23 protein-coding genes are annotated in these 25893 nt (G+C 65.2%); 11 read left to right on the forward strand and 12 right to left on the reverse strand.

Annotated elements, in window-relative coordinates:
- The first annotated feature begins 40 nt into the window (after positions 1-40).
- The 7 genes from ORI27_RS09885 to ORI27_RS09915 all read left to right on the forward strand — a co-directional run bounded on the left by ORI27_RS09885 (position 41) and on the right by ORI27_RS09915 (position 5727).
- Positions 41-703, forward strand: a complete 663-nt coding sequence (locus tag ORI27_RS09885) for a hypothetical protein (RefSeq protein ID WP_265996574.1) — start codon at positions 41-43, stop codon at positions 701-703.
- 105 nt (positions 704-808) lie between these two features.
- The gene (locus tag ORI27_RS09890) at positions 809-1393 is read left to right on the forward strand and encodes a hypothetical protein (RefSeq protein WP_407666272.1); all 585 of its coding nucleotides are present in this window, start codon (positions 809-811) and stop codon (positions 1391-1393) included.
- A gap of 12 nt (positions 1394-1405) precedes the next feature.
- Positions 1406-1897 carry a hypothetical protein gene (locus tag ORI27_RS09895; RefSeq protein ID WP_265996576.1) on the forward strand — a complete coding sequence of 164 codons (492 nt, stop codon included), beginning with the start codon at positions 1406-1408 and terminating at the stop codon, positions 1895-1897.
- 17 nt (positions 1898-1914) lie between these two features.
- On the forward strand, positions 1915-2355 hold the full coding sequence (locus ORI27_RS09900) for a hypothetical protein (RefSeq protein ID WP_265996577.1): 441 nt from the start codon (positions 1915-1917) through the stop codon (positions 2353-2355).
- Complete coding sequence (locus tag ORI27_RS09905) at positions 2352-2870, forward strand: hypothetical protein (RefSeq protein WP_265996578.1); 519 nt, start codon at positions 2352-2354, stop codon at positions 2868-2870. The genes ORI27_RS09900 and ORI27_RS09905 overlap by 4 nt, the downstream gene beginning before the upstream one ends.
- A gap of 108 nt (positions 2871-2978) precedes the next feature.
- Positions 2979-3281, forward strand: coding sequence for a hypothetical protein (locus ORI27_RS09910; protein WP_265996579.1), 303 nt, complete (start codon positions 2979-2981; stop codon positions 3279-3281).
- A gap of 43 nt (positions 3282-3324) precedes the next feature.
- Positions 3325-5727, forward strand: coding sequence for a CaiB/BaiF CoA transferase family protein (locus ORI27_RS09915; RefSeq protein WP_265996580.1), 2403 nt, complete (start codon positions 3325-3327; stop codon positions 5725-5727).
- A gap of 125 nt (positions 5728-5852) precedes the next feature.
- On the opposite strand, the gene ORI27_RS09920 is transcribed toward ORI27_RS09915, so the two are convergent.
- Together ORI27_RS09920 and ORI27_RS09925 are read right to left on the reverse strand one after the other, a co-directional pair.
- Positions 5853-6905: an acyl-CoA dehydrogenase family protein gene (locus ORI27_RS09920; protein ID WP_265996581.1), complete on the reverse strand. Its 1053-nt coding sequence runs from the start codon at positions 6903-6905 to the stop codon at positions 5853-5855.
- Positions 6906-8153, reverse strand: a complete 1248-nt coding sequence (locus tag ORI27_RS09925; protein WP_265996582.1) for an acyl-CoA dehydrogenase family protein — start codon at positions 8151-8153, stop codon at positions 6906-6908.
- A 56-nt stretch (positions 8154-8209) separates the two neighbouring features.
- Here ORI27_RS09925 and ORI27_RS09930 point away from each other — a divergent pair, with 56 nt between their 5' ends.
- The 4 genes from ORI27_RS09930 to ORI27_RS09945 all read left to right on the forward strand — a co-directional run bounded on the left by ORI27_RS09930 (position 8210) and on the right by ORI27_RS09945 (position 13651).
- Positions 8210-9199 carry an acyl-CoA dehydrogenase family protein gene (locus ORI27_RS09930; RefSeq protein WP_265996583.1) on the forward strand — a complete coding sequence of 330 codons (990 nt, stop codon included), beginning with the start codon at positions 8210-8212 and terminating at the stop codon, positions 9197-9199.
- Between the two features lie 71 nt (positions 9200-9270).
- Entirely contained in the window at positions 9271-9876 is a 606-nt protein-coding gene (locus ORI27_RS09935; RefSeq protein ID WP_265996584.1) for a TetR/AcrR family transcriptional regulator, read from the forward strand.
- A 95-nt stretch (positions 9877-9971) separates the two neighbouring features.
- Positions 9972-10979 (forward strand): hypothetical protein, encoded by a 1008-nt coding sequence (locus ORI27_RS09940; protein WP_265996585.1) that lies wholly within the window; start codon positions 9972-9974, stop codon positions 10977-10979.
- Positions 10979-13651 carry an NAD-dependent epimerase/dehydratase family protein gene (locus tag ORI27_RS09945; RefSeq protein WP_265996586.1) on the forward strand — a complete coding sequence of 891 codons (2673 nt, stop codon included), beginning with the start codon at positions 10979-10981 and terminating at the stop codon, positions 13649-13651. Before ORI27_RS09940 ends, ORI27_RS09945 begins: the two co-directional genes overlap by 1 nt.
- On the opposite strand, the gene ORI27_RS09950 is transcribed toward ORI27_RS09945, so the two are convergent.
- The 10 genes from ORI27_RS09950 to ORI27_RS09995 form a co-directional block, all read right to left on the reverse strand.
- The gene (locus tag ORI27_RS09950) at positions 13600-14433 is read right to left on the reverse strand and encodes an SDR family NAD(P)-dependent oxidoreductase (RefSeq protein WP_265996587.1); all 834 of its coding nucleotides are present in this window, start codon (positions 14431-14433) and stop codon (positions 13600-13602) included. The genes ORI27_RS09945 and ORI27_RS09950 overlap by 52 nt on opposite strands.
- 17 nt (positions 14434-14450) lie before the next feature.
- Positions 14451-15608 (reverse strand): acyl-CoA dehydrogenase family protein, encoded by a 1158-nt coding sequence (locus ORI27_RS09955; protein ID WP_265996588.1) that lies wholly within the window; start codon positions 15606-15608, stop codon positions 14451-14453.
- 28 nt (positions 15609-15636) lie between these two features.
- On the reverse strand, positions 15637-16413 hold the full coding sequence (locus ORI27_RS09960; protein ID WP_265996589.1) for an SDR family oxidoreductase: 777 nt from the start codon (positions 16411-16413) through the stop codon (positions 15637-15639).
- The gene (locus tag ORI27_RS09965; RefSeq protein ID WP_265996590.1) at positions 16410-17300 is read right to left on the reverse strand and encodes an enoyl-CoA hydratase/isomerase family protein; all 891 of its coding nucleotides are present in this window, start codon (positions 17298-17300) and stop codon (positions 16410-16412) included. The genes ORI27_RS09960 and ORI27_RS09965 overlap by 4 nt, the downstream gene beginning before the upstream one ends.
- 22 nt (positions 17301-17322) lie before the next feature.
- Positions 17323-18480, reverse strand: coding sequence for an acyl-CoA dehydrogenase family protein (locus ORI27_RS09970; protein ID WP_265996591.1), 1158 nt, complete (start codon positions 18478-18480; stop codon positions 17323-17325).
- Position 18481: 1 nt separating this feature from the next.
- A complete protein-coding gene (locus ORI27_RS09975; RefSeq protein WP_265996592.1) occupies positions 18482-20263 on the reverse strand; it encodes an acyclic terpene utilization AtuA family protein in 1782 nt (593 codons plus the stop codon).
- A complete protein-coding gene (locus ORI27_RS09980; protein WP_265996593.1) occupies positions 20260-22233 on the reverse strand; it encodes an ATP-binding protein in 1974 nt (657 codons plus the stop codon). Before ORI27_RS09980 ends, ORI27_RS09975 begins: the two co-directional genes overlap by 4 nt.
- A gap of 10 nt (positions 22234-22243) precedes the next feature.
- Positions 22244-23836: an acyl-CoA carboxylase subunit beta gene (locus ORI27_RS09985; protein ID WP_265996594.1), complete on the reverse strand. Its 1593-nt coding sequence runs from the start codon at positions 23834-23836 to the stop codon at positions 22244-22246.
- Between the two features lie 84 nt (positions 23837-23920).
- Positions 23921-24760, reverse strand: coding sequence for an amidohydrolase family protein (locus tag ORI27_RS09990; RefSeq protein WP_265996595.1), 840 nt, complete (start codon positions 24758-24760; stop codon positions 23921-23923).
- A 3-nt stretch (positions 24761-24763) separates the two neighbouring features.
- Positions 24764-25882, reverse strand: a complete 1119-nt coding sequence (locus ORI27_RS09995) for an acyl-CoA dehydrogenase family protein (protein WP_265996597.1) — start codon at positions 25880-25882, stop codon at positions 24764-24766.
- Between the last annotated feature and the right edge of the window lie 11 nt (positions 25883-25893).

Here is a 25893-nt window from a genome sequence, read left to right on the forward strand (position 1 = left end):
GGCGATCGGATGCGATCACAGTTTGACGAAAGGTAAAACAATGACGACCAGCACACACCCCGAGAAAATGGTGGCGGCCGAGGACGGCGCGTCGTCTGATGCCGCTGAGGATGTGGTGCGCGCCGAAAAATCCGACCCGCCGGCCGATGAAGGCGCGGAGAAGAACGCACCTCGACCGCAGCGTTCGGTGTCGTTCAGCGTGCGCAGTCTGATGGTTGCCGTCGTCATGGCGGTACTGATCGGCGCTATCGCGACGCTGGGATGGTTGTACCTCGGTGCGCGCCATCAACTGGACGCACAAGCCACCCAGTCGGCCAACAACTCCCATGCCGAGAAGATGGCGCTGGACTATGCCGTCAGTGCGGCAACCATGGACTACAAGAACCTACAGGCGTGGAAAGTCAAGCTTGTCGAGGGCACCAGTCCGGAGTTGAACAAGAAACTCACCGAGGCGGCTACATCGATGGAGCAGGTCCTCACCCCGCTGCAGTGGAGTTCGAGCGCGCGACCACTGGTGGCCAAGGTCCGCACAGACACCAATGGTGTCTACGTCGTCGACAGTTTCGTCAGCGTGAACACGAAGACGATCCAGTCACCCGAACCCCTTCAATCAACGGCGACCTACAGCGTGACGATCGACAGCAATAACAACTGGCAGATCACCGATGTCGGCGGCATCGGTTCCGCCCTGGAAGGCAACTGACGGCGGGGAACCCCAGGAATGGTGCGAATGACGAAGACCACAGGAGCGCAGGGTTTCCCGCGTCGTCTGGCGTGGATCGTGTTCGGTGTCATCGTCGCTGTGACGATGGCCGTTTCCGGCGCGCCGCTGATATCCGCGGTGCCGGGTGATCCACCGTCGCCGCCCAACCCTCCTTCCGACAGCGACCTCATCCGCCCGTTGCCGGTGGTCGTTCCGGTCGCGTCGAATTGGCAGCCCAAGTTCCCGTTCCCCTACGATCAGACCAGGAACAGGGTGACCGACGCCGATATCACTGCGATGCGCGAGATGTGCCAGTGGTACAACGCTCAGTACGCGACGCTGCGCGCGCAGATCGATCGGCTGCAGTTCAACCGGATCGGTCCCGATGGTAAGGATTACGACTATGGCCGGGACGACGTCGGGCAACAGGTCGACATAGTCACCGGTAACATCGGTCAGGCGTTGGACTTTCTCACCCCTCGTGTCCAGGCGCTGACCCAAGCGCCGAATTCCTTCGGCGACAATTACTTTGCGATCTACGAAGGTGAGGCTTTCTACAAGCTCTGGGAGCAGTTGTTCAACGTGAACAACGGCATCTTGGCTCATCAGCCGGACTGGTTCACGGGACCGTCGGTCCAGAAAGCCAAGAGATGGGGCAGCGACATCCACCGATCACACGTCTGCGAATAGGAGGAAGCTGTGATGCGGAGACCGGCCCTGCGTACTCGACCGGGTGGTTCCGAACGGTACCGCAGGCGCGGTGTGGTGGCTGCGACGCTCGCCCTGGCGGCCGCTGGCACGTGCTGTGCGCCGGGGGCGTCAGCGGACTCCGGCGATCTGCTGAGTTCGGCGGTGATCGCTGCGCGCCCGGCATCATGCCCGCCATTGAAGGCGAACCCGCTTGTTCGGGAGGCCGCCGCGGGAATCAACCGATCCAACGACCTGTGGCTGGACTACGCCGCGCGGGCCGAACCCGAGACGGACCCCATGCCGCGATTGAAGGATCTGGGCTACCAGGGAAGCAAAGCGGTGATCATCCACGGCGCCGCGAAGAACGAAGCCGACTCGATCAAGGCGTTGCTGCTGCAGGGCTATGCCGCGATACCCGATTGCACCTATACGGACTTCGGAGTCGATGTGTCGCAAAGTAATTCGGATGGCTGGATCTTGACGGCCCTGGTGTTGGCCGGATAGGCGACGAAAGGAGCTCGATGAAGCGAATCGCGCCGCTGGTCGTTCCGGTACTGGTCGCCATCGCGGGTGTGTCCATGCCGTCGCCGGCGCATGCTCAGGATCTGGTGACCTATCAGATCTTCTCCGATTCCGTACCAGGTCTGGCCGGAGTCGAATACCGGGACACGTCGGGAAAGCATCTGCTGCAAAATGTTCAACTGCCCTGGAGCATTACGGTGCCGGTGGCCGATCCGACGAGCCCCACTGATGACGGGGCCGAGGTGCGCGCGGACTGGCGGCCGAACTTCCGCACAGCGGCGACCGTCGGGCGCGTACTTCTCGGGAAGTTCGTGACGGTCCGCATCTATCGCGGTGACGAGTTGCTTTGCGAGAGCATCTTGGATGTCGGCAACGCCACCTGCTATGGCAGCGTGCCCCATCGCTCCGAGAACGAATCCTCACCGGGGAACCTGCCGTGAGCGGGCAGCACGGACGCCTACCGCGCCGCCGTCTCTTGGCCGCCACGACAATCGCTTTGTGCGTCGGGGTGACGCTGCCGCCGGTGGGGCACGCCGATCCACCCCGCGTGCCCAGCCCTTATCCGGACGACAACCTTGTCCTGAGGCTGTACGAACGGGTCAAGTACGACGACTATTTCACCGCCAGTGCGGGCGGCGTGTGGTTCACGACGCCACTCGGGCTCAACTGTGGCATCTGGGATCGCGGCAGCTTCGGGTGCACTGGCGACATCCGAGGTGCACCGCCGGGCACAACCAATATCGGCTGGGTGAACGGAAACATCGTGACCCGCTACGACTGGCTGCTCGGCGTGCAGTTCCCATCTGGGCGCGGTCAACGTGAACTGCCGGTCCGAAGCTATATCGAGTACAACGGCACGCGGTGCGCAACCATGGCGGACACCAGCACGTTCTGCTCTCGGGGGCCTTTCAAGTTCTTCATCACCCCCACGCAGACATGGCTCAGTCCACCGTAGCCGTGGGATGTTTACATAAAAAGGTAACCTGGTTAGAGTAATTAGTCTGCGATAAAGCCACCGATCGTCGGGCGGCGCCGGTGTCCATCGGCGGAAGGAACCTCGCTAATGCTGAAATCTGGTGCGCGCCTCGAGAGCCAGGTGTGCCAGACACAGGTGATCGTCGTGAAGTCGACGGAAGCCCTCGATGAACTCTGCGCGGGCGGGGCACCGATGATTCCGGTCGGCAGCGCCCCCGACGGTCGCGCTGCGCTCGATCCGGCGCGGTCTTCCGGTACGCAGATGGGGAAGCGATACGTCGCGCCCGGCGGTGCTGAGGTTCTCGTCACGCGTGCGGGCATTGGTTCGCTCACGATCGGCGATGCCGCAATGACTCTCAAAGAGGCCAAACCCCTACCCGCCAGCGACTGAGCCGGCGGAGCCGGCTGATCACCGAACACGAGGAGAGACGACGGTGTCACACGACGAATCACCACTGAGCGGGGTTCGTGTCATTGATATGACGGACGGGGTGGCCGGGGGGACGGGACGCTTCCTGGCGCAGCTGGGTGCCGATGTCATCCTCGTCGAACCACCTCAGGGAGTCGCTTCCCGCCGGCAGGAACCGATGTACGACGGTCACGGGTTGAGATTCGCGACGGCGCACTGCAACAAGCGTGGAGTCGTGATCGACGTGACGGAAGGCCAAGGGCGCGAAGAACTCCTGAAGCTGGTCGAAGGCTCCGACATCGTGCTGGAGTCGCATGCCCCCGGAGTCCTGGAACGCTACGATGCCGGCCCACGACAGATGCTCGCGCGCAACACCCGGCTGGTCGTCGCATCGCTGACCAATTTCGGTCAGCGCGGGCCCCAGCGGGACTGGAAGGCTAGCGAGCCGGTATTCACCGCCATGTCGGCCATGCTGACCCGATCGGGTGCGCCAGGCCGTGAGCCGCTGTTACCGCCGGGTGGGATCGCGTCTGAGACGGCCGCGGTGCATGCGGCGTTCGCCGTGCTTCTCGCGTATTACAACGCCATGAGGACCGGTGTGGGCGACTATGTCGACTGCGCCATTCTCGATCTCGTGCTGCAGGGGCTCGACCCGGGCTTCGGAGTCGGCGGCTCAGCCACGATGGGGCAACCACAGATCAACGCGCCACACGAGCGTCCCGACCGGCGGATGTTGTACCCCATCATCGCGTGCTCCGACGGCCACGTTCGGATGTTCATTGCCTCGGCGAAACAATGGCGAGCACTGTTCGGCTGGCTCGGTGAGCCTTCAGAACTCGCCGACCCCGCGCTCGAGCAGATGTTCAGCCGCCTCATGCACTGGGACAAGATACAAGCGGCGCTCGCCGATATGTTCAAGGATCAGACGCGTGCCGAGATCGTGAGGCGGGGTACCGAATTGGGGATCGCGGTAGCGTCGCTGCACACGGCGCGGGAAGTCCTTGACTCTGATCACGTACGAGTGCGGAATGCGTTCCTGCACACCGAGGTGGCACCGGGTCTGACCGCCGATATCGCCAACGGCTACGTGCAGATCGGCGGGCGCCGGGCCGGCTTCCGGCGCCGGGCGCCCGGTTTGGGCGAACATACCGTGGAGGTCCGTGCGGAGTCCCGGGATGGTGAGGGAGGCGTCCGCGAGGCGGCCACAGTCGACCGCCGTCGTCCGCTCTCCGGACTCAGGGTGCTGGACCTGGGTGTCATCGTGGTGGGCGCGGAAACCGGTCGGCTCCTTGCGGATCAGGGTGCCGAGGTCATCAAGGTCGAGAATCGGTCGTTTCTCGACGGACTGCGTCAGTTCGACCAGCCGACTAGTTGCAGCTACACCGCGGCGCTGGGCAACCGGGGCAAGAGAAGTCTGGGGGTCAATCTCCGAAGCGACTCGGGCAAGGACCTTTTCAAGAAACTGGTCGCCAAGTCCGATGTGGTCCTGAGCAATTTCAAGCCGGGTACCCTCGGGTCCCTCGGTCTGGGCTATGAATCCTTGCGGGCCGTGAACCCACGCATCGTCTGTTTGGAGAGCAGCGCGCTGGGCAGTACCGGCCCGTGGAGCAACCAGATGGGTTACGGCCCTCTGGTCCGAGCGACGGTCGGCCTGACCGAACTGTGGCGTCACCCCGACTCGCCGGAGGCCTTCGGTGACGACATGACCGTCTACCCCGATCATTCCGCGGCGAGGGTGGGCGTCGCGGCCGTGATGGCGGCCCTCATCGGTCGACAGAGGACCGGCAAGGGCTGCAAGATCGAGCTCGCCCAGATGGAGACGGTGTTCAGCCAGCTCGCGACCGGCTACCTACGCGAGTCGTTGCAGCCCGGGACCCTTGTCGCGCGCGGCAATGTGGGTGAATTCGACGCTCCGTCCGACGTCTTCGCGTGCGAGGGGGAGGACGCGTATTGCGCGATCGATATCAATGGTGATGATGAGTGGATCGCACTTGCCAACGTTCTCGGCCGCGCCGATCTGGCCGATGACGCCAGGTTCGCCACTGCGGCGGGCCGGGTCCATCATCGAGCTGAGATCGACGCCGTGGTGGCGCAGTGGACTGCCGGGCTGAGCCCGTGGGAGGTTCAGAGTCGCCTGCAGGCTGTCGGGGTGCCGGCTGGTGCCGCCGCCCACGTGGCAGACCTCTTGAACAACCCGCAGCTGAAGGAAAGGGGGCAGCTCGGGCTACTCGACCAACCCGGGTTCGACGAGCAGCTGGATGTCGACATGGGACCGGCCGTCTTCGACAACATCGCCGCACCGGAACTGCGGCCGGCTCCACTGATGGGCGCCGATACCCGCGACATATGTCATGACGTCCTCGGAATGTCGGGTTCAGAGATCGACGCGCTGCTAGCCGACGGCGTGCTGGAGACGGTCGCCGAGTAGCTCGGTGCGGATCCGCCAACACTTCGCCTCGAACGGGCCGGCGGTGGGCGAGCCGGGACGATCCTGCGGCGCTATCTGACACGGGAACTCAACGACGCGGCAGCCACGAGTCAGCGCCGTCCGCGTCAACCACCGAGCAACGCGGTCGCGATGCTCGCGCGATGCCGCGCGGGTGAGCCGTACGTGGCTTCGAGGGCTTTCGATCGGCGCAGGAACAGGTGCAGATCGCACTCCCAGGTCACTCCGATACCGCCGTGCAACTGGACGGCGTCACTCACCACCGAGATCGCATTCTGAGTGGCGACAGCCTGCGCCAGTGCCGCCGAACGTTCGGTTTGTCCATCCTCGGCCAACGCCCAAGCCGCGCCGTACACCGCGGATCGGGAATTCTCTACGGCCACCAGCATGTCCGCCAGTAGGTGCTTGACCGCTTGGAAGGTGCCAATAGGTACGCCGAATTGATGTCGCTCGGTCGCGTAGCGTGCCGTCCGGTCCAGCGCGGACGATGCGGCTCCGGCCGCCTCCGCGGCGGCCAACGTCCACAACAGGTCGCGTGGCCGGGTGCTCGACCGACTGTCGGCCAACAACTTTGCCTCCGCCCCGGTGAACTCGACGGTGGCGGCCGGTCTCGACCGGTCTACCGTCGGCAGCGCGGTGATGGTAGCGGCCGTGGTGACGAACCACCGTGTCTCGTTATCGACGCGGGCAGCGACGGCGAGCAGAGTAGCCGCGGCAGCGTTGGGCACCAAGGGGACTGTGCCGTCGAGACGCCATTGCGAGCCGTCCCGCCGGGTGGTGACACTGCCGGAACCGGCGAGCACGATGCCGCCCACGGCTTCACCCCTTGCCAGCGGGACCAGCAGTTGTCTGCGCTGGTCGTCAGAACCAAACTGCGCGACGACTGCAGCGGCGGCACTGTGCTCGGTGAAGGGTACGGCGGCGACGGTACGGCCCAATTCCTCGGCGATAACCACCTGCTCGACCGGTCCTGCGCCGCCGCCCTCGTAGGCCTCCGGCACGCCGACCCCCAGTAATCCAAGGTCGCGCAGCGATTCCCACAGTCGGCGGTCGATGACGTCGTCCGAGTCGTAAACCACGCGGCCCATCGTCGCGTCGCCGCGGAGATCGGCGAGGAGTGCGCGTAGCGCCTCGTGTTCCTCGGTGAAGTCGAATTTCATCTACGTGTCGGCCCACGGGTCTCGAGGCTGTCCGAGGATGCGCTCGGCCAGCACGTTGCGTTGTATCTCCGATGTACCTCCGCCGATCGTTGAGGCGCGGGTCCGCAGCCAGCCCAGCGCCCACTTGCCCTTGTTCGGGGCGTCGTCGGCGCCGCGGTCGAGAATGCCGAACTCGCCGCCGAGATCGAGTGCGAGCTCGTGCAGGTGCTGTTCGACGTGCTGTCCGAACAGCTTTGACATCGCGCCCTCGGGGCCCGGCTCCTTCCCGGAGAGCACCTTCGCGAGGTTGCGCATCCCGTTGAGGCGCACCAGCTCGACGTCGATCCACAGTTGTGCGACCTGATCGCGCAGGTGTGGATCATCTGCGGCGCGATCACCGTTGCGGTTCAGGGTCTTAGCCATGGCGACGGCCTTGCTCAGCGTCGCCGTCAACGCCATCTGCTGCCCCATGAAAAGGATCGCCCGCTCGTTGGCCAGCGTGGTCCGGGTGACGTCCCACCCGTGGTTGAGTCGCCCGACGACGTTGGTCAGCGGTACCCGAACTTCGTCGAGGAAGACCTCGTTGAATTCGGCATCGCCGGAGATCTGCCTGATGGGTCGGACATCGACACCGTCGGCGTCGATCGGCACCAGGACAAAGCTGATGCCGTGCCGCTTCGGAGCTTGGGGATCCGTACGCACCAGCGCGAACATCCAGTCGGCGACCTGGGCGCCCGACGTCCAGATCTTCTGTCCGGTGATGACGAGACCGTCGCCGTCGATGACCCCCTTTGTGCGCAAAGAGGCGAGGTCGGAACCGGCGGAGGGCTCCGAGAAACCTTGACACCAGACCTCACGGCCATCGAGCATCGGAGGCAGAAAGCGTCGCTGTTGTTCGGGAGTGCCGTGGGCGATCAAAGTCGGGCCGCAGAGATTGAGGCCGATGCGGCCGGCGAGCGGCGGGACGCGACGCTCGGCGGAGGTCAGGTAGAACAGCAACTGCTGCCGGGCCGTCGCCGACCGACCGCCGAACTCGGGTGGCCAGGTGATCGCCGCCCAGCGCCCCTCGGCCATCTCGGCTTGCCATTGTCTGGCCAGGACGTGCTTCTCGGCCGCGGCCGAGGCTTCGGCGTACTTCCGGTGAACGGCCGGCAGGTGCTCGTCGAGCCATGCCGACCATTCCGCGGCGAACGCGGCATCGCCTTCCGACAGGTCGATGCCGAGGGATTCCAGCCCAGCCGTCGGCGTCGCTGGTGTTCCATCAGACACGACGAATACTATAACCTGGTTGTCGAATTGTCGTTGACGGATGGGTCGGGGTAATCGTGTTCGATGAACGGTGGCCGGCGGAGGCCGAGGAACTCGCCGATGCGCTCGATGCCGTCTTGGCCAAGTACTCCGCGCCGGATGTGCTCCGCTCGCTGGACGACCGACGTTCGGCCGAGCCCGGCGAGGGACTCGATCGGTTGCGGCAGGCGGTAGCGGAGTTCGGGCTCTGGGAGCTGCCCACGGATCCCCTTCTCGTCACGCGCGCCGCGATGTGCATCGGTGCCCACCTGGCACCGGTGCCGTTCGTGTCCGTGACGCCGTGTCGCATCGCGCTCGGCGAGAGCGATGTCGCCAACGGGCTGGACCGTTCGACCGTGCCCGCGGGAGTCCCGCGCATCGCCGTTGCCGCGGGTGCGGGGGTCGGCATCGTCGCCACGTCGGGTTCGGTCCGGATCAGTGCGGCGGGCGAGCCGCTGGTGCTGGTCGACACTGTTGCTGCGCACGTTCGGGAAGTGAGCGGCGATGCCGAGCTACTTCGCGCGTGGGGGTTCCTCCTGGAAGCGGCCCGGCTGGTGGGTGCGGCTCAGATGCTGATCCGGTACGGAGTCGAGTATGTCTCCGAGCGGAAACAGTTCGGAGTTCCGGTGGGCAGTTTCCAGGGAGTGGCCCATCCTCTGGCGGAGGCCGCGACGGCGGTGCAAGCTGCCGACCTGTTGACGAGGCACGCTGCCTATCTGGCCGATTGCGATGGCAACCTACCGCTTTGGGCGGCGGTGATGGCCGCGGCCAAGGCGCGCACCGCATCTCGTCAGACGGCGAGCACGGTGCATCAAGCACTCGGTGGCTACGGGTTCACCATCGAGGCCGACTGCCAGCTGTACTCTCGCAGGATCCGGTCGTGGACGTCCGAGATGCCAGATCCTGTCCATTGGTTGGCGGACATGGCGCGGACCCTTGCCGACCCGATCAGGCGCGACGGAGTCAAGGATCTGTGGCAGTTCGATCGAGGCTTCACCCTGCCCCGGTGGGCGCGCCAAAGCGATTGAGCCTGCGCTTCATCAGTGCAACGCCAGGGCTGTTGCCGTGCGGTCGGGGCCCATCGTGAAACAATTCCTGGATGAGCGCGCGGCGCAGCGCAGCGGCCGGTCCGGGCCGGCCACGAGACGTGAGCATGGATGCCCGGGTACTGAGTGCGGCATTGCAGGTCTACTCGGTCCAGGGGAAGGCCGGATTCACCGTGGACCTCGTCGCCAAGACCGCTGGCTGCAGCCGCCCGGCAGTGTATTCCCGCTGGCCGACGAAGGAAGCGCTGCTACTCGCGGCGGTCCGGTCGTTCGATGCGAATCTGGACGTTCCCGATGAGGGCAGTGCGCACGATCAATTGGTCTCGGTGGCTCAGCAGTTGCTGGAGGGCTTCTCGAGCGTGCAGGGTTTGGCAACGTTTCGGATCGTGCTCGACAGCCGAGACGACGAAGACCTACGAGCCGAGTGGGAGAAGATCAACACCGTTCGATTACGCAGCGCCGCAGAGGTACTCGAACGGGGTGTCGCTCGTGGAGAGTGGCGGTCCGATGTCGCGTCGACCGAATTTCTCCGCAGCCTTACCGGCGCCGCGATGATCGAGGGTCTCTACACTCACATGGCCTTTCCGGAGCGCCTGCAGCGCGCGCGGGGTGAAGCGGAGCGCCTCGTCGATTTCCTTCTCGAAGGAAGGCGTACCTAGCGCCGATCGATCCTTGCCGCAACGGTATTGACGGAGTAGGGTTCAGGCCAATTAACTGCAAAGGATGCATATAATTGCTCGAGAGGACGTCGACGATGGCCGGAAACTTCCCGCGCCGTGGGGACTTCGAGCACCAGGCGCTGGTCGGCTTCTTCCTCCCGGAAGCCGACCAGCATCTGCTGCACCAGTCGTACTTCGGCTTGCCGCTGGAGGGGACGTACTTCTACGGCGTCATGCACACCGATGACGGTGCGGAATACGCCTTCATTCGCAAGGCGATCACCTACACCACCCGCGACATCTCGATAATGGCGGCCGATGGGACGGGTCTGCGGGTCCATCCATCAAGCATTCAGGGCGCCAGGGGATGCAAGGTCGAGCGTGAACTGTTCGAGGGGCGGGAGAGCTTCGTCGGCGGATCTTCTCGCGGAGCGAACTTCCAAGTTCGACTGGGTGACGGCGACTTCACCTGGCGCGAGCAGGGCGCCGGGGAGTGCCTGCTCGACATCGGTGGAACGTTGGCGGCGCCGGGATTTCAGGTCTTTGTCCCGTGGCGTACCAAAGCCGGGGAGGGCGGCGAACCCGGCGCGGTCGGTGCGTGCTTCTACACATCGACGCCCTATCTTGCCGAAGGCACGATGCTCGGCAAGCGGGTTACCGGGTTCTTCGCCGTCGACCACAGCTATCTGCCGAATGGTGTCGGCTGGAACAACAGCGCGATCTGGATGCGGTTGCAGGGCGGGTGGAACGTGTTCGCCAACGAGTATGAGGACGGCTCCATCGAGTGGGGGCACATGAGTATCGGAGCGGATCGCTTTCGCTTTGTCGCGGTGTCCTCGGCAGATTCGGTGCTGGTCAACTCCGCTTCGGTGAATGCCGAGATCACCTGGCGGGATGACGAATTCGTTGATCGAATCACCTTCGATGTGGGCGACGGGCAACCCTGGGAGTTCGTCACCGACCTAAACGGCAAGATGGTGGACTTCTCGGCGGCCCGCCCCGGCTGGTCGGGCCATACCGGGGTGATCCGCCGGGTGGGTGAGACCCGAGTGCTGAAGCGGCACTGGGCGTGGCAGGAAGTGTTTCCGGAGCGAGTGCGCTGATGCGCGTCCTTGTGACGGGCGCGAGTGGCGTATTCGGGCGGGTGATCTGCCGCGACCTCGTACGTCGGGGGGCGGATGTGGTTGCCTTGGCCCGGCGTGCGGTCGACATCCCCGGGGTATCCGCGATCACTGGCGACATCCGGGACGCCGACGCAGTCGAGCGCGCCATGCGGGGTTGTGACAGCGTCATTCACCTGGCGTTTCTGCTGGCACCGCTGAGATCGTCGAAAGGCGTCGAGGATATCAACATAGGCGGGATGCGAAACGTGCTGCAAGCCATGGACTCCACCGGAACCAGCCACCTGGTCTTCACGTCCTCGGCGCTGGCTTACGGGCCGTGGCCGGACAATCCGGAGGCCATTGCGGAAGATCATCCGCTCCGTCCGCACCCCGATGTGTTGTACGCCAGGCACAAGGCGATATGCGAAGAACTCATCCACCGGTCCGGTGTACCGGCCGTCATCACACGTACATGCGTCGTCGCCGGGCGCGACATGGATAACTACGAGTTTCGATTCCTCGCGCATCCACTGCTCGTGGCACCGACCGGCGCGATGCGGCCGTGGCAGTTCCTGCACACTGACGACGTCGGCAGATTCCATGCGCAGGCGGTATTGGGGAATCACACCGGCATCGTGAATGTAGGCCCCCGTGACACCGGGATCACCATCGACGAAATCGCCGACATCCTGGGCAAACCGCTGATCCGGCTCCCGTTCGGTGCGTTGCGGTCCGGCGCCGACGCGGCATGGCGCGCCGATCTGCTCGAGCTCAGCCCGGCAGACCTGGACGGCTTCCGGTACATGCCCACCCTCGATACGACGCGTCTGCTCGACGAGTGGGGCTATACGCCTGTGCATGATTCGCGGTCGGCGCTCGCGGACGCACGCGCCGGGGTTCGAGCGGTCACCTACCTCGGCACCGCGCAGATTCAGGTTCCCTGGCGCACGCCGATGCCCAACCACAGGTGGACGCGCGATCACCGCCCGAACGACGACCACTGCGTCGATCCTGCACCGCCGGGGTTGCGCGGCGAATTCGACGATTACATCGACGATCGCTATCCGACGCTGACCACCGCCAACGTCGGCGAAGCGTTCGGTGGGACGCTCACGCCCATGTCGCTCGTGGTGGGACGTGACGCACTGCGCCTGGCAGGCGCGATCCAGGTAGAGGTTCTGGACATGCGTGACCCCGAAGTGGCGGCAGCACAACGTACTCTGAGCATCGCATCTGTTGGTCATCGGCTCTACACCAACCTTTCGGTGGTTCACGCGATGGCTGCCGCCATGCCCGGGACAAACGCCCGTGAGGTCGATGAGCACATCTTGGGTATTCCGCACGTCCCGGGTGAGAAGGTCAACCGAGGTTCCGCGTTCACCGCGATCAGATCGGCGCTGGGCGTACCAAATGCGGTGATGCGGATGGCGGGTACCAGGGGTCGTATCGCGGAGATCGCCGACCGGGTTCAGGCGATGCGCCTGTCCCATCGTGAACTTCGAGAGCTCGATGCCAACGCTCTCATGACGTTGATCGACGCGGCGCGGGAAACAACCCTGGATGCCTGGGCGTACAGCACCACGACGAATCTCGTCGCGTCCGCGGCACAGGCATTGGTCAGGAAGGTGGCCCCGGACATCGGCCTCGCTTCGATGCGCGGTGGTCCGGACGGTCTCGCGAGTGCAGCGCTCTTGGCAGGTGTTCGACACCTCGTGGGTCTTGCCCGAGCCCGGCCACACGTCGAACTGATACTCCGTACCGAGCCTGCCGAAGACCTGATCAAGCGGCTTGACGACGTCGCCCCGATCTTCGATGCGGCGTTCCGCAAGCTGATCGTCGACGCCGGCCACCGGGGGCCGGGGGAGACCGAGCTGGCCAATTCGATGTACAGCGACCGGCCCGAACAGCTGATTCACGTGGTCCGAAAGGCCCTTGACGTGCCGACGCGTCCCAACAGCCTCCCGCCCGAGCTTTCCGGTGTGGCGCGTCGGGCGGTAGGCCTCCTCAACGGTGCGGTACGTCGACGAGAGCGATCGAAGGACGTCGCGATGCGAAGCACACATCTGCTGCGCTTGGCGCTCCGCGAAATCGGGCGCAGACAGGTCGATGCCGGTGTCTTCGGCGAGGTCGGCGACGTGTTCTACCTGACCCCCGAAGAGATCGCCGTCCCCGAGCTGTTCGCCCATCGCGTCGCCGACCGACGAGCCGAACGCGGTCGACTATCGGCGCTCCAATTGCCACCGATGTTCACGCTGAACTGGGAACCGTTGAACACCATGGATGATTCGGGTTCAGTCGACGGTGTACTGGCCGGAATCGGTGCCTCACCGGGCATTGCCCGCGGACCTGTGCGCGTCGTGCATTCCACTGATGAGGTCGACGACATCGAAGCCGGTGCCGTGCTGGTCGTCCATGTCACCGACGTGGGTTGGACACCGCTCTTCGGTTGTGTTGCCGCAGTGGTGACCGATGTCGGCGGTTTGCACTCGCACGCCGCGATCGTCGCACGCGAATTCGGCGTGCCCTGCGTCGTGGGGACCAGCTCCGCAACACTCGATCTGCACGACGGTGCGGTGGTTGAAGTGGATGGCACGAGGGGAACTGTCACCTACGTCGGTCGTCACAGGTATTCCGAGCCGCCGTCGACGTTGAACAGCACCCCGTTCACGTAGCTCGCACGTTCGGACACCAGGAAGGTGATGGCACTCGCGATATCGTCGGGAACGCCAAGTCGCGTACCCCACGTTGCCTGATGCCAGCGGGCATTGGCTTCGGCGAAGTACTCGTCTTCCGAGCCCCCGGTCTCAGCCATCCACTGCCGCCGCTTCTCGGCGATCTGCTCGTTGACGATCATGCCGGGAAGCACGGCGTTGGCTCGGATGCCCATGGGGCCGTATTCGCGGGCAAGGTTTTTCGTGAAGTGGGCGAGCGCCGCCTTCTGGGCGGAGTAGTGGGCAAGACGTGGAATGAAGTGCCGGATCGACATCGCTGATGTGGTCACGATGGCGCCGCGCCCGGACCTCAGCATCAGCGGCACCCCCGCGCGGCATGCGCGCACCGATGTCATCAGGACTGATTGATACGACCGATCCCACACTTCGTCGGACTCCGTCACGGACTGGCCGAGTTCGCACAGACCCACCGTGTTCACGAGCACATCCAGTCGGCCGTGCTCGGATTCCACGGTGGAAATGAGCTTCTCCGCCTGCCCATTCTCGGTGAGATCTGCCGGTACAGCCAACGCCGACGCCGCACCGGCGGTCCGTGCGTCGCCGGCCACCGCCTCGAGCTCTGGCTTCGCCGTGTAGTCGTAGTCGCCGTCACCGGTGTCGTGGCCGCGCGAACACAGCACGAGATGGGTTCCTTCGGCCGCGAGGCGCATCGCGGTGGCGCGGCCCATGCCCTGGGTGGCGCCCAGAACCAGTGCCACTTTGTCCTTGAGTCCTAGATCCATGGTGTATCCCTTGTGAGTCAGCCGCGGGGCAGCCCGAGCCAGCGGTGGGCGATGATGTTCCGTTGGATTTCACTGGTGCCGCCGATGATCGAGAGCACGGTGGCACCACGAAGAAAGTGTTCGGCGTCTTCGGCGAGTTGGTCGCCGCTGTCGTGCGTATACGCATCCGGACCCAGTTCGTCGACAAGCCACTGCGCCACCCGCTGAGCCACGGCGGGTCCGTGCAGCTTGCTCATCGACGCCTCACCGCTCGCGGCTTCACCGCGTTCGCCGAGTGCGACAACCTGCTGGCCGAGCAGCCTTTCGGCCTGTAGCTCCATCAGGAACTCGCCTATCTGGCGGTAGGCTGCTTCGCTCAGTTGTGTTCCCTCCGAACCGATCCGGTCGAGGTAGCGGGTGAGTAGAAGCCGAGCCTCGCGACCGCCGAAGCTCATCGAGCGCTCCATGTCCAATGCCTGCGACATCATTGTCCACGCCTTGCCCTCTTCACCGATGAGATTGCGGGCCGGTACTGTCACATCGTCGAAGAAGCAGGCGTTCACCCGCCAGCCGCCCATCACCCGGACCGGCTGAATATCGACACCGGGGGCGCGCGCGTCGATCATCAGCAGCGACAGTCCGTGGTGTCTGCTGGTGTCGGGATCGGTGCGAACCAGGGTGAAGATCCAGTCGGCGAGGTGAGCACCCGAGGTCCACATTTTCTGGCCGTTGACGACGAAGTCGCCGTCGGGGTCGCGGGTCGCCTTGGTGCGCAAAGCGAGCATATCGCTGCCGGCTTCGGGTTCGCTGTAGCCACCACCATAGCTCCACGTGGCGTCGAGGATATGTGGAAGGTGCTCTGCGGCCAGGTCTTCGGGGCCGAACGTGGCGAGCATCCAACCCACCGCCTCGGCCTGTTCCAGGCCGTATGTCGGCAGGCCGGCCGAGTCCATCTCCTCGTGCGCGATGAAGCGCTCGGTCTGGGTCGCGGGCCGTCCTGACGGTTCGGGCCACCCGAGACCCACGACGTCCTGACGCACCAGCCACGGATGGAAGACGGTGGGTGCCTGACGATCGCTCTCCAGTTCGGCCATCTCGGCACGCATGGCGGCCATGTCGTCGGCGCTGAACTCGTCGATGCGCGCGCGCAGACTGTCACGCCGGGCGGCTTCGGTGTCGTCAAGGCGAAAACGCATCGCTGAAAAGGCCTTTCGTGGGATATGGTCAGGCGAGCAGGCTGTAGCCACCGTCGACCGGAATCGTCAGACCGGTGACGAACTGGAAGTCGCTCGAGAGCAAACCGATGATCACAGATGCGAGTTCGTCCGGATGGCCAAGTCGGCGTAGCGGCGTCTTCTGCGCCACCGCGGCCTGCATGTCCGCCACACCGGCGATGATGTCCTCGCCACCGTGTCCCGGATTGTCCACCAGCGAGGGCGAGATGCCGTTGACGCGGACACCGCGGGGTCCGAGTTCGGCACCGAAGTAGCGCACCAGGTTCTCCATCGCTGCCTTCGCCGGCCCGATGGCGCCGTAGTAGCGGGCGTAGTGATTGGCGCCAAGACTGCTCACCGCGACGACGGAGCCACCGACTTTCTCGAGTTCGGGCAGCGCGGTGCGGATGGCCTCCCACAGGCCCCACACCTGGACGTCGAACACCCGATCGTACTCGTCGCGGGTCACGCTGAGCGTTCGTCCGGCGAGGATCGGGACCGCCGTGGTGACGAGTCCGCCCAGACCTCCCAGCGCGTCGATGGCTGCGGTGACCATACCGGCGGCGTCCTTGCCCAGATCGCCTCGCACCAAGGCCGGTTCGGGCCCGCCTGTGGCGACGGCGAGGGCTTGGGCTTCTTTCGCGGCGGCGTCGTTCTCGACGTAACCGATCGCGCAGTGAACACCGGCGGCGGTGAGTTGGACCACCGTGGACCGGCCGATGCCCCTGCTGCCGCCGATGACGAGCACCTTGTCCGGCACAGTGCGGCTGTAGTTCTGTGCGGTCACTGCGCAGATCCCGTCCCATAGTGGGTGTCGCGCTTCTTGAATGCCGCGCTGGTGCCGCTCTTCTTGCGCTCCTTCACGAAGTTGAACTCATCTGGTTCGAATCGCAGGTTCGTGCCGTAGCTGTGAAACAGATAGGCGGTGGTCTCCTCCAATCCCAGCGCGGAACTCGCCTCGACGACGCGGTACGCCTCCTTTGCGATGGTGATGCCATCGGCAGGCATCTTCGCCACCTGTGCGGCCAGGGCCTCCGTCTCCGCTGCGACGTCGGCCTCGTCGACGAAGCGGGTGAACAACTTCATCGACTCGAACTCTCCAGCGGTAGCCATGCGTCCGGTCAGCATCAGGTCTCGCATCACCACGGGGCCGAGTCGGTGGAGGAAAAGAGCGACGTTGCCGAGCACGGGGCCGAGGAATCGTGCGGCGGGCATCCCGATCTTCGCCTGCCGGGATGCGACGACAAGATCTGCGGCCAAAGCGAATTCGAGCCCCAAACCCAGTGCATACGCCTCCAGCTGAACGATCGTCACTTTCGAGAAGCCGATGAAGTCATGGAACATTCGCTGCCCTTTACGGTCGACGGAAAGCCGCCGCCGCTGGCTGGGGCGACGGTCATCACCGGGGGTGCTGTACCAACCGTAGGCCCGGTTGAGGTCGACGCCTGTGGTGAACACACCACCGTCGCCGCGCACGATGACGACCTTGATGGCATCGTCATCGGCGATGTCGTCGAGGTAGCGGCCCATGAGCTCGCAGTCCTCGGGAGCCATCGCGTTCTTCTTCTCCGGATTCGAGATGGTGATGCGGGCAATGTGGCTGTCGTGATCCTTCTGCAGGCGCACCCGTTCGGCGTTACCGACCGGTTCCGGCGTCATTTCGGCGGTGGTCATCATCGACTCTTTCTCTAGGTTCCTAGTTGTCGAAGAACTGCTTGCTCGTGACGTCGCGAGCAAGTACCCGCAGCATCACCTCGTCCGCCCCGCCGCCGATCGACAGCAGCCGGGAGTCACGGAAGAACCGTGATGTCCAGGTCTCCGCCATATAGCCCATGCCTCCGTGATACTGGATGCAGGTGTCGGCCACCCGGCGAATCAGTTTTCCGGCCAATAGTTTCGCGCTACTGGTGCGCCGGGTGACGTCAGCGCCCGCAACGATGAGTTCGGCACAGGAATACGCGTACTGCTTGAGCGCATCGACCTCGCAGGCCAGTTCGGCAAGGGTGTACTGCAGATACTGGTTGTCGATCAGCTTGCCGCCGAACGCGGGGCGATTCTGCAGGTAGTCGACCGTGTGCTCAAGCGCGGTCTGCATCTGTCCGACTGCCTGGTACACGGCGCTGATCCGCTCGGTCTGGAACTGCTCCATCTGCTGCTGAAAGCCGCGGCCAACCTCACCGATGGTGTAGCGCACGGGCACCCGCACGGTGTCGAACGTCAGCTCGGCGGTGTCCGAGCACCAGTTGCCGAGTTTCTTCAGTGACCGGCTGACGGTCAAGCCGGGGCTGTCGTTCGGCACGACGATCTGGCTCATACCCCGATATCCACCTTCGTCGGATGTGCGCGCGAGTAGACACAGCCAGTCGCCTTGGACACCATTGGTGATATAGGTCTTGGCTCCGGTGATGAGCCAGTCGTCGCCGTCACGCACCGCCCTGGTGCGGATGCCGGCCACGTCCGAGCCTGCGTCGGGTTCGGTCACCGCGATGGAGCAGACCTGCTCACCGGCGATCGCCGGGGCGAGGAAGTCGCGCTTGAGTTCCTCGCTGCCGTGTGCGTGCAGGGACGGAGTTGCCATGTTTGCCTGCACGTTGTACGCCATGGGGATTCCGTTGCCGGGCAGCCGGCCGAACTCCTCACACGCGATGACGGAGAACCAGTGGTCGGCGCCTTCGCCGCCGAACCGAGGGTCGTACTCGAGTCCGAGGAGGCCCAGCTTCGCGAATTCGGGGAAGAGTTCGTGGGCTGGGAAGTGGCCCTGCTCCTCCCATTGCTCGTAATGGGGCTCGACCGTCTTGGTCAGCATGTCCCGAACGCTCGAACGGAACAGTTGGTGGTCTTCGGTGAACTGCATATCAGCCCTCCCTGGATACGAGGTCGGGAATCAGAGCGACGGGCACTGCGGCGCGGACCGCCCGGAACCGTTCTCCGAGACTCTTGGCTTGCGGGTCCTCGCGCAGCGAGGCTGCCACCCCGTTGCCGAGCAGGCCGATCACCACGATGTTGACGGCGCGGAGATTGGGCAGGGGATAGACCCTGATCTCGTGTCCTTGGAATTCAGGGAACAACCGCGGCAACCGGTCTGGTTCGGTCAGGTAGTCGAGCAGCAGAAGATCCCGATCGTGGCGCACCCACAGGCCCAGATTCGCGTTGCCGCCCTTGTCACCGGACCGGGCGCCGATGTAGTCGCCGATTGTCACGGTCGTGTGTTGCGTGTCGTGCCTGCCGACTTTCCCGGTTCGCCCGCGCGGGTTGTCGAAGGTGACCGGGGCGGTGACGGCAGGCGACGCCACATCGAGTCGATCGGGTCCGATGTGGCATCGGGGGGTAACCCGCGAAGCATCGACCAGAGTGGGCCAGCCGATCATGAACTCGCTGGCCGGACCGGGCGGCGACGTGAGGTACAGGCCCGGGTAACCACCCAGCGCCGTCGCCACCACCGCCGAGGAGAATTTGCGCCCGACCGCGGCAGAATCGTCGCCGGCCACTGAGATGCGCAGATAGCTTTGATCGTTGGGTGCGGTGGAGTCGAGGCCGGCGCCGACCACCTCGACCCGCGACTCGGCGAAACATGCTTGGCCACCGGGGATCTGTGCCCATACGGCACGCTCGCCGAGCTCGGCTTTCGCATGTCGGTCGGTTCCGGTGATGGCGAGGGTCATCGCGTTGCGGTAGCCGCCGGGGAAGGTGAGTAGAACTTTGGCCTGTGCGGGGGCCGGCTCGCCGCGAGCCGCTGAGATCTCGATGCGGTCCGGGCCGAGTTCGCGAAGGTGCACGCTGTCGAACCGGGCGACCACATCGGGCGCCGCATAGCGGGGCCCGATGATCTCGTACAGCAGCTGCGCGGTGACCGTGTCGGTAGTGACTGCGCCGCCGGTTCCGGCAACCTTTGTGATGACGCTGCTTCCATCGAAGGCGATCTCGGCGATCGGGAAGCCGGGCTCGGTGAGGTCGGCCAGGTCGGTGAAGAACGCCAGGTTGCCGCCGGTGACCTGGCAGCCGCACTCGATGGCGTGTCCGGCCACGGTCGCGCCGGCGAGGGCGTCGAAATCGCCGGTACCCCAGCCGTGCCACCACGCGGCGGGGCCGGTGACGACGGCCGCGTCCGCCACCCGTCCGGTGATCACCACATCCGCTCCCGCATTCAGAGCAGCGGTGATCGCGTGACCGCCGAGGTAGGCGTTGGCCGCGACTATCTGCCCGGAGCGCCCGGTCCAGGGTACATCGGTATCGAGATGGCGGAATAGCTCACCGGCAGAACGCAGTTCATCGATGCGATCGGTCAGGTCGTCACCGTCTACGACGGCGACCTTGACGGTGAGGCCCAGCCGCTCGGCGATGTCGATCACCTTGTCGGCGCAACCGTGCTGATCGATGCCGCCCGCGTTGGAGACGACCTTGACGCCGCGTTCATGACACCGTCCCAGAACCTGCTCCATCTGACTGACGAATGTCCCGGCGTAGCCCGCGTGCCCACGCCCGCGACTCTTGGCGAGGATCGACATCGTGAGTTCTGCGAGCCAGTCACCGGTCAGCACGTCGATGGGCTCCGGTGCGTCCAGCAACTGCGCGGCGGCGCTGAGGCGGTCGCCGAAGAAGCCGGAACAGTTCGCGATGCGGACCGGCCGCGTTGTCACGGTCTTTCCTCGAGCTCAACCAGTGCCCGGCCGGCCGTCACGGCCTGGCCGGCCTCGACCAGCACCCTGGCCACGACGGCATCGCGGCCTGCGCGGATGACGTGTTCCATCTTCATTGCTTCGACGACGACGAGTCGGTCGCCCGGTGCGACTTCCTGGCCGACGGTCACGTGGACCGACGCGACGGTGCCGGGCATGGGGGATGTGGGTCCGGCCGAGACGCTGTCGATAGCTGCCTCGGCGAACCGCGGCGCGATGGTGAGATACGTCTGCCCCGTTGGTCCGTTGACCCACACCTGCACTTCGGCGTCCGTCCCGAGTTCGCCATCGGTGCTGACCGTGACGACTTGTGTGATGCCGTCGACCTCGATGCGCCATCGGTCGCCGTCGCGGGCCAGGGTACGGACTGCCGGCTCGGCGTCGTCGATGCGGAACAGTGGGAACGCTTCGCCGATGTGCGCGGCTGGTAGGTAGTGCAGCTCGTGTGCGGTGCCGTGATCGTCGGCCAACGTCCACTGCACGGGCACCCTCGGCGAGTTCGACCACGCCGCGGGCAGGGCGAAGCGGCCGGTGTCGGAGTGTACGGCTGCGGCGACGGCCGCGGCTACCGCATGGATGGAGAGGGGATCGGCCAGAACCAGATCGGGACGGTGTTCGAGCCAGTTGACGTTGATCTCGCCGCGCCGGTATTCCTCGTCGTCCAGGATTGTCAGCAGCGCACGGACATTCGTGGCGGGACCATGCAGCTGCAATGTGGCGAGGGAGTCGCGTAGTACGCTCGCGGCCTGGTCGCGGGTGGCTCCTGTGGCGATGACTTTGGTGATCATCGAGTCGTATAACGGGCTGACGGTGGTGCCGGAGGCGATCCCGTCCTCGTACCGCACACCGTCGTCCGCGGGATGCCAGTACTGCCGCACGTATCCGGCGCTCGGCAGCCAGCCCGTGTGCGGATCCTCCGCGCACACTCGTGCCTGAATCGAGTGTCCGGTCAGCGCCACATCGGACTGGGTCAACGGCAATTCGGCGCCGGCGGCGATGTCGAGTTGCAGAGCAACGAGATCGAGGCCCGTGACCTGCTCGGTGACGGTGTGTTCCACCTGAAGGCGCGTGTTCATTTCCAGGAAGAAGTACTCGTCGCCCTGGACCAGGAACTCGCAGGTTCCGGCGCCGACGTATCCGATCTCCGATGCGAGCCGAACGGCGGCCGCGGCCATCGACGTACGCAATTCTGGATCGACCAGCGAAGCGGGACACTCTTCCAAGATCTTCTGGTGGCGGCGTTGCACGGAGCACTCGCGGTCGCCGAGGTGGATGACGTTGCCGTGGATATCGCCGAGTATCTGGATCTCGATGTGTCGAGGTCCTTCGAGAAAGCGTTCCAGGAAGACGGTTTCGTCGCCGAAGAATGCCTTGGCTTCGCGCTGCGCGGAGGTCACCGCCGAGGTGAGCTTGTCAGGTGAATTGACCGGGCGGATGCCCCGGCCTCCGCCTCCCGCGCTCGCCTTGACCAGCAGGGGGTATCCGACACGGTCGCCGAGCTCAAGTAGATCGGTGGTATCGGGGTCGATGACGGCATCCGGCAGAACCGGGACCGAGGTCTTACGGGCCAGGTCCTTGGCCCGCACCTTGGATCCCATGGCCGCAACGCATTCGGCGGCGGGCCCGACGAAGGTCATGCCGGCCTGAGCGACCGCTTCGGCGAACTCCGCACTCTCAGCGAGGAATCCGTAGCCAGGGTGCACGGCATCACATCCGGTACGGCGGCCGGCATCGAGGACCGCCGCAATGTTGAGGTAGGTATCGGTGGCCGATTCGCCGGGCAGTGACAACGATTCGTCGACGTCGTTCAGGTATGGCAGGGTCGCGTCGGGGTCCGAGTAGAGGGCGACGGTGCGAATACCTCGGGCGCGCGCGGCACGGGCTACCCGGCTGGCCACCTCGCCGCGGTTTGCGATCAACAAGCGTTTCACGGGTTCCTCACTAGAATCTGAAGACGCCGAAACCGCTTGGCGGCCGGGTAACTTGTCGCGAGTCTTCGCGGCACATGGCGAATGCCACGGTCAGTACATGACGGCTGTGCCGCGGATCGATGATGCCGTCGTCCCAGCAGCGGCCGGTGGCGTAGAGCGCGGTGGACTCGGATTCGATGCGGGCTTCGTCTTCGGCCTGCTGGGCTGCGTCAGCCGACTCGTCGAAGTCCGAGTTGCGGGATCGCGCTGAGCGCTTGCGCACGATGGACATGACTCCCGCGAGCTGGCGGCCGCCCATCACCGCAATGCGGTGCGTCGGCCAGGTGAACACCAGACGGGGGCGGTATGCCCGACCGGCCATCGCATAATTGCCCGCGCCATAGCTGACGCCGACCATCAACGTGACGTGGGGGACTTGGGAATTGGCGACGGCGTTGATCAGTTTGGCGCCGTCCTTGATGATGCCGCCCTGCTCTGCCGCTGTGCCTACCATGAATCCGGTGATGTTCTGGATGAACAGGATCGGGGTGGCGACCTGGTTGCACAGTTCGATGAACTGTGCGCCCTTCTGCGATTCGGGGGAGAACAGGATGCCGTTGTTGGCCAGCAGACCGATTGGCATGCCATTGATTTCTGCCCAACCCGCCACCAGATTCGGTCCGTAGAGCGGCTTGAACTCGTCGAAGGCGGAGTCGTCGACGATACGTGCGATCACTTCCCGAATGTCGAAGGGGGTCTTCGAGTCTTCGGGCACGATCCCGAGGAGTTCCTCCGGATCGTGTGCGGGCGCGGGACCGCCTGGCACCGGAGCAGTCAGCTCGAAGCGCGAAATGACGGACCGTGCCTGCCGGATAGCGTCCGCTTCGTCGGCGGCGAGGTAGTCGGCCAGCCCCGAAACCCGTGCGTGCATATCGGCTCCACCGAGTTCCTGCTCGGTGACGTCCTCATCTATGGCCATCTTCACCAGCGGCGGGCCGCCGAGGAATGCGTAGCCGCGGTCCTTGACGAAGATCGTATAGTCGCTCATTCCGGGCAGGTAGGCACCGCCTGCTGTTGATGACCCGAAAACTATTGATACCGTGGGAATTCCGGCAGCAGAGAGTTCGGTGAGGCGGCGGAACTGTTCCCCGCCCGGGACGAAGATGTCTGCTTGCTTGTCGAGGTCGGCACCACCGGATTCGACCAGCGTGATGACGGGCAGCCGGTTGGTCTCGGCGATCTCCATTGCGCGGAGCGTCTTGGTGATCGAGGTGGGTGAGAGTGACCCGCCGCGGACGGTGGGATCGTTGCCGATGACGATGACTGCCCGGCCGTGGATCTCGACCACCGCGGTGACCAGGCCGCCACCCAGCGGATCCGTGGTGCCCCACCCGGCGAGTGGGGAGAGTTCCAGGACGAAGCCGTGCCGGTCGGCAAGCAGCCCGAGACGCTCGCGCACCGGAAGTTTTCCGCGGTCGCGGTGACGCTGGACGGATGCCGGGGAGCCACCCTCGGTGACCGTGCGCTCGAGGTCCTTGACCTCGGCGAGCAGCGCCTGCATCTTCGTGCGCGCGCGCTGATGCGGATCGCTCGACGCGATCACCTCGGTGGCGAGAACCGGCACGCTTCCCCGCTTCCTGTAGCTTCGTCCAAAATTACTAACCTGGTTATACAAAACAACGTACCCTGAGGCAAGCGGCTACGGCGCTCAATCGAGTGCGAACGCCCTCACCGCGTTGTCGTGCCGGAACAGTCGCTCGATCTCTGGCTTGAGTCCCAGTTCATCGAGCCCCTCGACGGCCGCCTCGAAGGTGAGGATCGGCCAGTCGCTGGCCCAAATGCACTTGCTCTTGCCGTAGGTGCGCAGGTAGTGGGTGAACGCGGCGGGGTAGTACTTCGGCAGGTGCGCACTGGTGTCGATGTAGACGTTGGGGTGTTTGGCCGCGATCGCGATCATCTCCTCCGTCCACGGCCACCCGATGTGCCCGGCGACAATGCGCAGTTCGGGGAAGTCGATGGCAATGCGGTCGATGTGGCCGGGCCTGCCGGTTTCCGACGTGTAGGTCGACGGGCCGGTGCCTCCCACCTGAACCTGCAGCGTGATGTCCAACTCGGCACAGGTCGTATACAGCGGATACCACTGGGCCTCGGTGGGGAGCTTGTCGAGAATGAACGGCTCCAGTTTCAGGCCCTTGAAGCCATACTCCGACACCAGTCTCCGAAGTTCGCGAACGGCAGGCATGACCCCGTCCACCGACCACGGGTTGACGTTGGCGACCCCGATAAGGCGATCCGGGTAGCGCTGGACGGCGTCGATCACGTCCGCGTTGGGGATCAGCGGTCCGGCCGAGCACAACGCCTTCGCCACGCCGTTGGCGTCCATCTCATCGATGAGTGTTTCCAGCGGCATCCCGGCACGCAGCCGTGCGCCGTGCGCCATGCGATCGGCGAGGGTGAAGTTGCGCTCCGGCATCTTCGCCACGGTGTCGGGCAGCCACGGCTGCACCCACGCGTCAATGACGACCGGTCGATTCGGGTCGGTGCTCATCGGTCAGCCTCTCGGCAAGCCGAGTACGCGCTCGGCGATCATCGTCTTCACGATCTCGTCGGTACCGCCGGCGATGTGGAACGCGGGCGCGGAGAGCACGACCAATCGCCAGTCGTCGAAGCCGGCACCCGACATCGACAGCGCGTTGCCGAGGCGGCCGGCGACGGCGTCAGCCAGGGTGGACACCACCGATCCGGTGGCGATCTTCGCCAGCGCCGCTTCCGGGCCCGGCGACTGGCCGGCGAGCAGGCGCCGGTGCACGCCGGCTTCGAAAGCCGCCAGCGCGCGCTGGTCGATGATCGCGTCGACGAACCGTTCCCTGGACGCGGTGTCATTCCAGCCGAGTTCGGCCGCCTGCCGCACCAGTCGGCCCAAGGAGCGGCCGAAGCTCGAGAACCGTTCGAAGCCCAGCGTGGTCATCGCCACCGTCCAGCCGCCGCCCACCTCCCCGAGCACCGCATCGGCGGGCAGGGCGACGTCATCGAAGAACACTTCGGAGAACGAGGCGCCGCCGGTCATCTGTTTCAGCGGTCGCACGTCGACTCCGGGCGCCGTCATGTCGACGACGAACGCCGTCAGGCCGCGGTGCCGCGACTGCGACGGGTCGGATCGGGCCAGCAGATAGCCGTACCGCGCGTGCCGGGCTTCGGAGGTCCAAACCTTCTGCCCGTTGATCCGCCACCCGCTCTCGGTGCGCGTGGCCCTGGTTGCCACACCCGCGAGGTCGCTTCCGGCGCCGGGCTCGCTGAACAGCTGACACCACACCTCGTCGCCACGCAGGATCGCTGTGCAGTGCGACTTCTGCTCTCGGGTGCCGACGGCCAGCAGTGTGGGGCCGACCATCTCGAGCGTGACGCCGAACAGGCCGCGTGGCACGTCGTACTCGGATTCCACGTCTGCCCAGGCCAGTGCGTATGCCGAGGGCAGAGCCCGGCCGCCGACGGCGTGCGGCCAGGTGAGGCCGGCGAAGCCGTTGTCGAAGAGCAACCGCTGCCAGGCAACGCAATCTCTGCGGGCTGCTTCGGGGTCGGCGAGGTAGCGGAACTGCGCGAACATCGCGTCCGGGAATCCGTCGGGACGGTGTTCGGCGTGCTCGTCGAGGAAGTTCCTGGCATCAGCCACGAAGGAGTCGA

It is taken from the genome of Mycobacterium pinniadriaticum (assembly GCF_026242045.1).
GTDB classification, from domain to species: domain Bacteria; phylum Actinomycetota; class Actinomycetes; order Mycobacteriales; family Mycobacteriaceae; genus Mycobacterium; species Mycobacterium pinniadriaticum.